Source organism: Bacillus litorisediminis, assembly GCF_022808645.1.
Lineage (GTDB): Bacteria > Bacillota > Bacilli > Bacillales > JC228 > Bacillus_BF > Bacillus_BF litorisediminis.
In genome coordinates this window covers 23,508-35,039 of record NZ_JAKZKT010000017.1, presented here as the reverse complement: position 1 = coordinate 35,039, position 11,532 = coordinate 23,508, and the positions used below count along the sequence as shown (strand labels likewise).

Sequence of the window (11,532 nt, the reverse complement as noted above, 5' to 3'; positions counted from 1 at the left end):
ATTTAGTCCCATTCGATTGTGAGTAGTTCACGAATGTCCTGTATTTCAAGAGCTTGAGCTATTAATGCTAATAATCTTGTATTTAGAGAGGTTCTTTGATTATTTTTAAGCTCACTGACACTTGCAGCCCGGACATTTTCTCCGGTTTTTTGCTTAATTAGCTCGATAAGCTCCTTTTGCTTCATATTTCCTCGCATTTTTAGTGCTTCATCTAAGGTGACTTTAATTCGTACGGACATTATGAAACCTCCTTGTACTCTATTTTAGAGGATTCCACAATAATCGCAATTACGATATGTAAAAAATATATAGCTAATTCTTGTCAAAAATGTATAGAATTTGGTGGATATCCAAGATATGAATCTGCATAACGAAAAAAGGCAAAGACATACAGCCTTTAATCTCTCATCCTGCAAGAAACAGTTTATGGAACAAACATACCGGCAATCGCTCCGCTAAGCAATGAAGCTAAACTCCCTGCAATAATGGCCCTGACACCCATTCTTGCAAGATCATCTCGCCGTCCCGGTGCTAAACTTCCTAATCCGCCTAAAATAATCGCAAGAGACGAAATATTGGCAAATCCGCACAGGGCAAAGCTGATAATGGCAACCGCCTTTGAAGAAAGGTTAGGGATTTCAGGAGCGAAATTAGAGTAGGCCACAAATTCGTTTAAAATGAGTTTTTGACCTATATAATTTCCAGCTTCAACCGCTTCATTCCAAGGAACACCAATGACAAATGCAATCGGTGAAAAAATATAGCCTAATATCAATTCTAATGTTAAACCTTCAAAACCAAAGAGTTCTCCAATATTCCCTAAGAAATAATTAATTACAGCAATCAAGCCAATAAATGCAAGCAGCATCGCCCCGATATTAAGGGCAAGCTGTAAGCCGACACTGGCACCTCTTGCAGCTGCATCAATAACATTGACCGATTCTTTATCTACTTCCATTTCATATTCATTGGGTTCGTCTCTAGATTCTGTTTCAGGTACAAATATTTTGGCCATGATTAATCCTGCCGGAGCTGCCATGAAGCTCGCTGCCAGTAAATATTCTAATGGAACGCCCAATAAAGAATATCCAATTAAAGTGGAACCGGCAACCGAGGCAAGTCCTCCCGTCATAACCGCAAATAATTCAGAAGCTGTCATATGACTTAAAAATGGCCTAACTACAAGTGGAGCTTCGGTTTGTCCCACAAAAATATTGGCTGCAGCCGACATCGACTCCGCTTTTCTCGTCCCTAATAACTTGGCGAGACCTCCTCCGATGAATTTAATAAATAATTGCATCACCTTTATGTAATATAAAACGGATATTAAAGCGGAAAAAAAGATAACGACCGGCAACACCTGAAAGGCAAAAATCACTCCGTTCTCGGGTAAGATCGGACCAAATAAGAATGCGATTCCATCTGCTGCCGCATCGACAATTTCATTGACTCGATTAGTCAGCCAATTAAAGACCATTCTGCCCCACTCCCATTTTAATACGGAGTAGGCAATTAAAATTTGTAACAATAAACCGCCTAAAATGGTTCGAAGCTTAATTTTTGTTTTCGCAATAGAAAATAAAAAAGCTATTAAAAGCAGAACAACAATACCAAAGATTCCCCATACGTATTGCATAACAAACTCCCTCCTAAAATGACCAATTTTTGTGCAATTTCATTGATTTCTTGGTAATCTTATGGTGTCCAAGTGAAAAAATTATATAAGGCGAAGTTGAGGAAATTTACAGGTAGAAAGGATTTTTCAGATGAAAATAAGAAAAACAATGCTAGATGAAAAGGAATATAAAATTTTTTTATATGAAAATAAGAAGGAGTATTTTTTTCTGGCTGCTGTGCCCGATCTAGCTTGGTCAGGGATTGTTCAGTATGAAGATTCAATAGAAGATGTGAAACAAAGCGTGTTAGAGACAATCAAAGCTGATTTGTCTGAAGAAAACACAGAATTGTTGGCCGTGCGAATTTATCAATGGACGAGGGAAATGTAACTTGTTGCATTCATATCAATTTTTTTAAAAATTAACTGAAGCAAAGTTGCTCATAAGATGGTAGTATAGATATGGTTTCTAATAATGAAATGATCGAATTCAGTCTAGGAAGTTAACATAGGCAATAGCCGCACTTACGGCTTAGCACTTGCTAAGTTTTTTGATGTTTAGAAGGGAAGAGACACATGAAAAGTTTACAGGAAGAGGTTCTATCGAGAAGAACCTTTGCGATTATATCCCACCCGGATGCCGGGAAAACCACATTAACTGAAAAACTTCTCTTATTTGGCGGTGCCATAAGAGAAGCGGGAACAGTTAAGGCAAAGAAAACGGGAAAATATGCTACGAGTGACTGGATGGAAATCGAAAAACAAAGAGGAATCTCCGTTACGTCGAGTGTTCTGCAATTTGAGTACAATGATTTTAAAGTAAATATTTTGGATACCCCTGGACACCAAGACTTTAGTGAAGATACGTACCGAACATTGATGGCTGTGGACAGTGCTGTCATGATCATTGACTCCGCTAAAGGTATTGAGGAACAAACCTTAAAACTGTTTAAAGTATGTTCGATGCGGGGAATTCCAATTTTTACATTTATCAATAAATTAGATCGGCAGGGGAGACCGCCGCTTGAACTTTTATCAGAATTGGAAGAGGTATTAGGCATTCAGTCATATCCAATGAACTGGCCAATCGGAATGGGTCAGGATTTTATGGGAATTTATGATCGGTACCATAATAGGGTCGAATTATTTAAAACAAAAGAACATACAAAATTGCCGTTAACTGATGACGGAAAGCTGCGGGAATCTCATGAAATCGAAGAGTCCCCTGTCTACCAGCAAGCATTAGAAGAAATAGAGCTTTTGAATGAAGCTGGCAACCCTTTTTCTAAAGAAGCCATTGATCAAGGCCAATTAACACCTGTCTTTTTTGGAAGTGCTCTTAATTTATTTGGGGTGCAAACCTTCTTAGAAACGTATCTGCAATTTGCGCCTCCTCCAAAGGGCAGAAATTCTACAGCCGGTGTGGTCGACCCATTATCTGATGATTTTTCAGGTTTCATTTTTAAAATACAAGCGAATATGAATCCAGCACACCGTGACCGTATTGCATTTATTCGAATTTGTTCAGGTAAATTTGAACGCGGAATGTCTGTTACTCTTGCCAGGACTGGGAAGAATATTAAACTTTCTCAGTCAACTCAATTTTTGGCTGATGACCGAATGACTGTAAATGAAGCGGTTGCGGGAGATATTATTGGTTTATATGATACAGGGACCTATCAGATTGGGGATACGTTAGTTGCCGGAAAACAAACATTCGATTTTGAACGGCTTCCGCAATTTACGCCAGAGCTTTTTGTGAAGGTAACGGCAAAAAATGCGCTGAAGCAAAAGCATTTCCATAAAGGAATGCAGCAGCTTGTACAAGAGGGAGCGATTCAGTTATTTAAAACAGCGAGAACTGATGAGTATATTTTAGGAGCTGTTGGTCAGCTTCAATTCGAAGTTTTTGAACATCGATTAAAGAATGAGTATAATGTTGATATTTTAATGGAACCGATGGGACATAAAATAGCAAGATGGGTAGACTCTGAGAAGGTTGATGATAAGCTATCGAGCCAAAGGAGTATGTTAGTAAAAGATCGATACGACCGATTTGTGTTTTTGTTTGAGAATGACTTTGCACTGCGCTGGTTCCAAGAAAAAAATCCGACGATTTCGTTATTCCAGCCAATGGAAGACCGAAGCTAGCTGTACATCATGCCGACCCTGATTTTTGAAAAAGCAAAGGGTCGGTTTTTTACACAAAGGTATAGTAATAGCAAGTTTAACACTAGAAAAATTCATGACCGCATAAGCTTATACATAAATATTCTCCATTCTTATTAATAACCTGCTAGGAGAGGATTTTCTTGAATATTAGCAAGTTTTCTATTAAGAGACCGATCTTTACCCTTGTGACGATGCTTTTGATATTGATTTTGGGAGGAGTATCCGTACTAAGAATCCCTCTTAAGCTTATCCCAGATTTAAATCCTCCCATTGCGGTAGTGGTCGCAAATTACCCCGGTGCTGGTCCGCAGGAGGTATTGGAGCAGGTAACCAAACCATTAGAAGCTAGCCTGACAACACTTCCGGGAATTCAGTCGATTCAATCCACTTCGCAAGAAGGTTCCAATCTGATTCTTTTAGAGTTTTCATGGTCGACTTCGATTGATGAAATTCAAAACGATGTCATTATGAGAATGAATCAAACCTCTTTACCTGATGAAGTGGAGCCGAGATTTATGAAATTTGATCCTTCACAGTTTCCGATTATTCAATTTTCGCTTAAAGGGAAAGAGGGACAGCAAAGCGATCTAAATCATTTGGCCAACGAATTGAAAATAGATTTGGAGAGAGTCGATGGTGTTGCAAATGTAAGCATTTCAGGAATTACAACTGATGATATCATTGTCACGTTAAATCAGGACCGGCTTCGAGCCCATCATTTATCACAAGATGAGATTGTCTCTGTGTTAAGGGCCAATGATATTTCGTTGCCTGGAGACCCAGTAGTTACCGATCGCCAGCAGCTAACAACCCGGATCATCAGTCAGTTACAGTCGATTGAAGATATCTCTAATCTGGTTGTTAGAACGAACCCTGTAACAGGAGAGAATGTTCTGTTAAGCGATGTGGCAACTGTTGAAAAACAGGTGAGAAATCAAAGTGCCATTACTCGAGCGGATGGCCAGCCTGCTGTATTAATTAGTGTCTTGCAGGAATCAGATGCGAATACAGCTAATGTTTCTGCTGAATTTCAAGATTCGCTCCAAGAAATATTGAAACATGATCAGTATAAGGAATTAGAAGCTGATATTTTATTCGACCAAGGCGAATACATCCAAATCGCGATTGGAAATATTACGAACTCCTTATTAGTCGGTGGAGCGCTGGCAATGCTTGTTTTGTTCCTATTTTTACGTAATGTAAAAAGCCCGATTATTATTGGAATTGCAATTCCTTATTCGGTGATTTTGACATTTGTTCTGATGTATTTTTCCGATTTTACTTTAAATATCATGACGATGGGGGCACTTGCATTAGGGATCGGGATGCTAGTAGACAATGCAATAGTGGTGATTGAAAATATTAACCGTCATCTTGGAATGGGTAAGTCTCCTAAGGATGCAGCTCTAGACGGAGCTAAAGAAATTGCATCGGCTATTACGGCTTCTACTTTGACCACGGTTGTGGTATTTATACCGGTTGTCTTTATTACAGGGATTATCGGCGATATTTTTACAGAATTTGCGCTAACGATTTCTTTTAGCCTGCTCGGATCTCTTCTCGTTGCCCTTACGGTTGTCCCAATGATAGCAAGTAAATGGCTAAAGACTCCTAATGCTGTTAATGAAGAGAAACGGCAGCAGACTTTATTAATAAAAAGTATAGAAAAAACTGTGATTTGGTCCTTACATCACCGTTTCCTCACTCTATTTTTAACATTGACCATTTTAGCAGGGAGTGTATTTGTCCTTACTAAAGTAGGCACCCAATTTTTACCAAGCACCGATGAAGGCTTTTTTACCATGAATGTAGAGCTTGAAAATGGTGTATCTCTTGCAGAAACAATAAATGTAGTTGGTGCATTGGAGGAGCAGCTGAAACAAGAGGAAGCAGTAGATGTGTATGTAAGTATGATAGGCGCAACACAGGAATCTTCCTTTAGCGGAGCGGTCGAGACGAATCGCGCTGAAATTTATGTGAAAATGAAAGAAGCTGCAGATAGAGATGTCACTACACTAGAATTCATCGATGATATTCGAACAGAAATAGAAGAAACAGCTAGAACGGAAAATGAAACTGCTGAAGTAAGATTCTATACTCAGTCAGCAGCAGGGACTAATCCACAGACACTAAGTTTTGTAGTGAGAGATTCAAATGAAGAGAGACTCAATGAAGCTGTTCAAAAAATTGAAGATACCCTTGGAAATCTCGAATATGTAACGGATATAACAACCGATTTAGAGCAAACTTCAGAAGAAATCCAGATTACCATCAATCGGGAACAAGCTTTGGCTCATGGATTGCTGCCTGCTCAGGTTGCAACAGTAGTAAGTAATGTGACACGAGGGGTTCAAGCCACTCAGATTGTTGAGGAAGATGGGGAAGTAAGCGGTGTTTTCGTTGAATATGATGAGGCAGAAAGAAATAGTCTGGATGCTTTAAATGATTTATTAATTCGAACACCAGCCGGTACCTATGTTACACTTGGCCAAATTGCAAATATCACGACTGGTGAAGGTCCATCAGCTATTCAGCGGGCGGAACAAGAACTGGCGGTTCAATTTACAGTGAAATATTCCACTGAAACAAACTTAGGAGATTTCTCAAATGAGGTAGATCAAGCCATACATGACTTAAACCTTTCGAACGAAACGACGATTGAATATTCCGGCGATCGCGAGCTGCAAGAAGATGCTATGTATGACATGGCTCTAGCTCTTGTATTAGCTGTTATTTTCGTTTATTTAGTGATGGCTGCCCAATTTGAATCATTGAAAACACCGTTTGTTATCATGTTTACTGTACCATTAATGGTGATTGGAGTTAGCATTGGGCTGTTTATTACCAATACTCCAATCAGTGTTACAGCTGTAATTGGGGTTATTGTTTTAGCAGGAATTGTTGTTAATAACGCGATTGTTATTGTAGATTACATTAATCAGAGGAAACAATCAGGTTTTGATACCTATGAGGCTATCGTCGAATCTGTAAAGGTGCGAATTCGGCCAATCCTCATGACGGCGATTACAACCATTTTAGGACTTGTTCCGCTTGCGATGGGAATTGGAGAAGGGACTGAATTAAATCAGCCGATGGGAATAACCGTCATTGGCGGACTGATTTCCAGTACTTTTTTAACGCTTATTATTATTCCTGTCGTTTATAGCTTATTTGATCGGACTACACGTTCAATGAAGCGGTATCATAAGAAAAAGAATAGAGAAAAACAATTCCTTCACTATACGGTAGATGACGGAGAAGAAACAATAGAAGAAAATGAAACGGAAAAAGTGATCAAGCTGCTGGAGGAAAGCCTCGAAAAATTAAAGAGAACGACACAGCAGGATGATTGATTGGATATACGGAGAAATTGAAAGATGCTTGATATGCATTTTGCTAATTGCAGGCAGGTTTAAATCCAAGCTAAACTAATGATAAAAGTAAGTCATATAATTTGCCGCTTCTATACTTTTTACACTTTGTTAATGTGTTTGTATGGAAGCGGTTTTTTATTTGGCTAACTTTCAATAATAAAGGAGTGTTACTAATGAAATTTGAGGAAATGATTAAAGAGTGGCTTCAAGTGAATATCTTCAAAAAATCACTGTTTTTCTGCACAAATAGCGGAACCAGTGTCCGCAAAAAACGGCAGAAGCACAAATCCATCTTTTTCAATGAATGAATAGAAAATACTTTTTCTTTAAACGAACTTCTTTTTGTTAACATATTTCCAATCAAGAACGTAAACAATATAGACAGACAATAGACCCTCTTGGATAAGGAGAAGACACGATGGACTTATCTGTTATATTTACGAGTTTACAAAAAATATGGCTTTACTTGAATATAAAAAATGAAACAACTGGATAAGCTTGAAGCAATCCTTTGGAGTGTCGCTCTCCCTGGATTTGCCCAGCTATTAGGGGGTCAATTTTTAAAAGGAGCGCTATTTGTACTATTAGAGTTTGTAACGAACGTTCAAAGTAATTTTAATGAAGCGATAAGGCTAAGTTTCCTTGGCCAAACAAGGGAAGCGGCGCAAGTTATTGATTATGGCTGGCTGATGTTTTATCCATGTCTCTACTTCTTTGCAATGTGGGATGCGTACCGACGTGCAATGCCTAGAGAAGAAAAATATTCGTACTTACCTTTTGCGTTCAGTGCGTATTTTGTAACAGTTGGCCTAATGTATTCAGTTCGGGTTGAATGGTTTGGCGTATTTATTGGTCCGATTTTTTTTCCGATGCTTTCGGTGATTCCCGGTTTGGCTGTAGGCTTTTTGATACGTGCGATTTTATTAAGACGGAAAGAAAATGCTCACTCATAGTTCTAAAAGGTTTTGATCAGGTCTTCGGTTTGGAGGACAGTTCTCAAAGCAGAAAGAACAGATATAGATATAAAGACAAGCTTCTTATTGAAGGCTTGTCTTTCTTTTTTACGAATAAACGTATTTATGGTAGGTCTTTTGGTACAATTTTGACCTTTTATAATGGGCAACGTCATAAAAGCTAGAATGGATTCGAAATCTGTTAGTGAAGGCGATCGCTACATAAAAAACTTACGAGGTGACAAAGATGGATTGGAAGAAATATTTCAAGCAAACATCTGCTGCAATGGTTGCAGGAACCATGATTTTTTCAAGCTCTGCTGCTTTGGCAAACGAGGAGAGCGTATCACTTAATCAGGTAAATGAGCAGGAAGAAGTAACAACAGCTGATCCGGGGTTAACTCCAGATAATTTCTTTTATTTCTTAGATAAATTCTTTGAGAATGTATCACTACTGCTAACATTTGATGATACAGAAAAGGTTCAAAAATACGCTGAATACGCTTCAGAAAAAATTGCAGAAGCTGAAGAGCTATTTAATGCCGGTGATGAAGAATTAGCTATAGAAACATTAAATAATGCTCTAGAATATATGTCTCAGGCTGAAGAAGATGCGGCAAATGAAGAAGAGACAGATGAGTCCACTGAAGATCAAGAAAATACAGAAGAAGGTACTGATGAAACTGAAGGTACAGAAGATGATGCATCTGATGTAACTGAGGACGAAGCAACTGAAGAAGATGTGACAGAAGAAGAAACTGACGAAGCTACAGAAGAAGCATCCGAAGATCAAGTATTGCAAGTTACTCTTGAAGATCTTCAAACACAGAACATAATAGCTCTTACACATGCGCTAGAAAATGTTAAAAATCCAACAGCACGTGCCGCACTTGAAAGAAATATTGAAAAAACGTATGCAAAAATTATTAAGAAACTGGAAAAGCTAGGCTTTGAAGTAGAACTAGTTGAGGAAGAAACTGAAGAAACAGCTAATACAGATGAAACTGCTACTACTGATGAAACAACAGAAGAAACAAATGTAACGGAAGAAGCTGCAGAAGAAACAACAGAAGCTACAGAAACTGCTGTTGAAGAAGAACCAACAGAGACAGATGAATCAGTTACTGAAGAAAAAGTTGAATCTCCTGCTGTAAATAAAGCAAAAGAAGAAAAGAAAGCGGCTAAAGAAGAAGCTAAAGAAGTAAAACAAGAAGCAAAAGAAGAAAAGAAAGCAGCAAAAGAAGAAGTTAAACAAGAAAAGAAAGAAGAAGCTAAACAAGGCAAAGAAAACGATAAAGCAAATGGTAATGGACAAGGAAATGGAAAAGGTCCTAATAACTAAAGCTTAAAATCATAAGTTTGTCTCTTGGGGCCAGTCCAATAGAAGGTCTGGCCCTAATGAGTACAACCAACTCAATTAGGTGATGAAATGTTGGGTCTATTATTGCTCACCCAAGTATCATATCAATAATTTAAAATATGATATAATGATTTTTACTTGAGGTGAGACGAATGCTGAAATTGTTTACGAATCGAAAAAGTTTAAAAATAGAAGAAATCGTAGACTCCATACAAAACGGCGAAGAACATTTAAGAGACCAGCTGTTAGAAACATACCAGCCATTTATAAAGAAAGCGGTTTCAAAGGTTTGTAAACGTTATGTAACGGAATCTGATGACGAATTCAGCATTGGTCTCATCGCATTTAATCATGCAATTGATCAATTTTCAGTTGACAAAGGCTCTTCCTTTTTGCCCTTTGCTAATGTCATCATTCAGCGAAGAGTAATCGATTATATACGAACACAAAATAAGATTCCTGTTATTAGTATGGATGAAGAAGAAACAGAAGATGAACCATCACAATCTTCCATTCTTTCATCTGTTTCTATCAAAGAATACGAAAGACAGAACGAATCGAATCAAAGAAGATTTGAAATTTTATCGTTTACTAATCTATTAAAAGACTATGATATCTCCTTTCAAGATTTAGTTGACCAAACGCCAAAGCACCAAGATGCCAGAACAAATGCCATTATGGTGGCAAAGGTATTATCTCAAAATAAACGGCTGCTTGAAGAATTCTTTGAAAGCAAGAAGATCCCAGTAAAAGAACTAACGAAAATCGTAAGCGTAAGCCGCAAAACCATTGAAAGAAACCGGAAATATATAATAGGAATGACCTTAATTCTGACCGGTGATTTTCCATTTCTTAAAGATTATATGAAGGAGGCGGTGAGCAATGAGTAAAGGAATCATAATGGATATTCATGACAAAACGGTCATTGTTTTAACCAATGATGGTCAATTTTTGACCACTCATAAAAAGGATTATGTCCATTATCAGTTAGGCGATGAAATACTGATTGATTCTGTAGAGACAAAAGCTAAGTCTAAGAGATTATTTTCTCCTCCTTCAAAAGTCTGGATGGCTTCCGCTGCAGCAATAGTTTTACTGCTTGCTTCATTTTTGTTTAATTTTGGAGTGTCTGAACAAAAGGTATACGCTTATGTGACGGTAGATATTAATCCTAGTTTTGAGCTGAAACTCGATGATGAATTAAACATTATCGAGATCGCACCACTAAATGAAGAGGCAGAAAAAGTTCTCGCACATTATAAAAATTGGGAAGACCAGCCGCTTAAAATTGTGACTAGTTCTCTTATAAAAGAAAGTCAATCAGAGGGGTTTTTAACATCTGAACAAACCGTTATTCTTTCTACCGTACTTGTCGAAGAGAAGGAAGAAAAAGAATTTGAAGTGGAAATAGAAGAGGTTCAAGAAGAAATCGAAAAAGAAAATATCCAAGTAAAATGGTTTGAAGGAACAGAAGAAGACCGGGAAAAGGCCATCAATGCAGGAATTTCGACAGGTAAATTGATTGAAACCAGGATCGAAAATAAAGCAAAAGAATCAAATAATAAAGATCATCAGAAAGATAAAGGAAACAAAGAAACTGTAAATCAAGAACACATAGAAGACGTTAAGAGGGGTAACTCTTCTATGAATAGGAAAGGTTCTCAGCCAAACCAATCAAATGAACAAACGAGTCCAACTAACTCAAAACATAATGAAAAAGAAAAAGGACAGGACAAAAAAAATAAAAGTGAAGATACAGATAATAAAGAAGAAGAGGACCTAGAAATAGACTCTAATGCCGCTGCAAACAAGAATGAAAAAGACAGCGGAAATCAGAATGATAATAATGGGGAAAATGGAAATAAGGGGAATGAAGGAAATAAGATAAATAGTAGCAATAACAATGAAAGTGGAGAAAATAACAAAAAAAATAACAAAGCTAATCATGGAAAATAATATAAATATTTGTAAAAAGCCGCCATTCATGGTTGGCTTTTTTCTTTTTAATACCAAAGTAATTCAGAAAGCGAAATCCAGTTCAAAGTATAAGCAGAACTA

At 37.6% G+C, this 11,532-nt stretch carries 10 protein-coding genes; 8 read left to right on the top strand and 2 right to left on the bottom strand.

Translation table 11 applies throughout. The features are described from left to right. Nucleotides 1-2 precede the first annotated feature (2 nt). Entirely contained in the window at nt 3-239 is a 237-nt protein-coding gene (locus tag MLE14_RS10565) for a helix-turn-helix domain-containing protein (RefSeq protein WP_243298338.1), read from the bottom strand. A 185-nt stretch (nt 240-424) separates the two neighbouring features. Continuing rightward, nucleotides 425-1,636 carry a NupC/NupG family nucleoside CNT transporter gene (locus tag MLE14_RS10560; protein WP_243298337.1) on the bottom strand — a complete coding sequence of 404 codons (1,212 nt, stop codon included), beginning with the start codon at nt 1,634-1,636 and terminating at the stop codon, nt 425-427. A gap of 130 nt (nt 1,637-1,766) precedes the next feature. Here MLE14_RS10560 and MLE14_RS10555 point away from each other — a divergent pair, with 130 nt between their 5' ends. The 8 genes from MLE14_RS10555 to MLE14_RS10525 all read left to right on the top strand — a co-directional run bounded on the left by MLE14_RS10555 (nt 1,767) and on the right by MLE14_RS10525 (nt 11,430). Beyond that, nucleotides 1,767-2,006, top strand: coding sequence for a YueH family protein (locus MLE14_RS10555; RefSeq protein WP_243298336.1), 240 nt, complete (start codon nt 1,767-1,769; stop codon nt 2,004-2,006). Between the two features lie 185 nt (nt 2,007-2,191). Continuing rightward, entirely contained in the window at nt 2,192-3,766 is a 1,575-nt protein-coding gene (locus tag MLE14_RS10550) for a peptide chain release factor 3 (protein WP_243298335.1), read from the top strand. Between the two features lie 161 nt (nt 3,767-3,927). Then, a complete protein-coding gene (locus MLE14_RS10545; protein ID WP_243298334.1) occupies nt 3,928-7,140 on the top strand; it encodes an efflux RND transporter permease subunit in 3,213 nt (1,070 codons plus the stop codon). A 194-nt stretch (nt 7,141-7,334) separates the two neighbouring features. Beyond that, nucleotides 7,335-7,469: a hypothetical protein gene (locus MLE14_RS22460; RefSeq protein ID WP_279326177.1), complete on the top strand. Its 135-nt coding sequence runs from the start codon at nt 7,335-7,337 to the stop codon at nt 7,467-7,469. Nucleotides 7,470-7,640: 171 nt separating this feature from the next. Further along, complete coding sequence (locus MLE14_RS10540; RefSeq protein ID WP_243298333.1) at nt 7,641-8,114, top strand: hypothetical protein; 474 nt, start codon at nt 7,641-7,643, stop codon at nt 8,112-8,114. A 247-nt stretch (nt 8,115-8,361) separates the two neighbouring features. Further along, the gene (locus tag MLE14_RS10535) at nt 8,362-9,456 is read left to right on the top strand and encodes a DUF5667 domain-containing protein (protein ID WP_243298332.1); all 1,095 of its coding nucleotides are present in this window, start codon (nt 8,362-8,364) and stop codon (nt 9,454-9,456) included. Nucleotides 9,457-9,626: 170 nt separating this feature from the next. Continuing rightward, nucleotides 9,627-10,364, top strand: coding sequence for an RNA polymerase sigma-I factor (sigI, locus tag MLE14_RS10530; RefSeq protein WP_243298331.1), 738 nt, complete (start codon nt 9,627-9,629; stop codon nt 10,362-10,364). Further along, entirely contained in the window at nt 10,357-11,430 is a 1,074-nt protein-coding gene (locus MLE14_RS10525) for an anti-sigma factor domain-containing protein (RefSeq protein ID WP_243298330.1), read from the top strand. Before sigI ends, MLE14_RS10525 begins: the two co-directional genes overlap by 8 nt. Nucleotides 11,431-11,532: the final 102 nt, after the last annotated feature.

Excerpts from the sequence above, each read along its gene's own strand:
- MLE14_RS10565 (WP_243298338.1), bottom strand. The coding sequence starts at position 239 with ATGTCCGTACGAATTAAAGTCACCTTAGATGAAGCACTAAAAATGCGA.
- MLE14_RS10560 (WP_243298337.1), bottom strand. The coding sequence starts at position 1,636 with ATGCAATACGTATGGGGAATCTTTGGTATTGTTGTTCTGCTTTTAATA.
- MLE14_RS10555 (WP_243298336.1), top strand. The coding sequence starts at position 1,767 with ATGAAAATAAGAAAAACAATGCTAGATGAAAAGGAATATAAAATTTTT.
- MLE14_RS10550 (WP_243298335.1), top strand. The coding sequence starts at position 2,192 with ATGAAAAGTTTACAGGAAGAGGTTCTATCGAGAAGAACCTTTGCGATT.
- MLE14_RS22460 (WP_279326177.1), top strand. The coding sequence starts at position 7,335 with ATGAAATTTGAGGAAATGATTAAAGAGTGGCTTCAAGTGAATATCTTC.
- MLE14_RS10540 (WP_243298333.1), top strand. The coding sequence starts at position 7,641 with ATGAAACAACTGGATAAGCTTGAAGCAATCCTTTGGAGTGTCGCTCTC.
- MLE14_RS10535 (WP_243298332.1), top strand. The coding sequence starts at position 8,362 with ATGGATTGGAAGAAATATTTCAAGCAAACATCTGCTGCAATGGTTGCA.
- sigI (WP_243298331.1), top strand. The coding sequence starts at position 9,627 with ATGCTGAAATTGTTTACGAATCGAAAAAGTTTAAAAATAGAAGAAATC.
- MLE14_RS10525 (WP_243298330.1), top strand. The coding sequence starts at position 10,357 with ATGAGTAAAGGAATCATAATGGATATTCATGACAAAACGGTCATTGTT.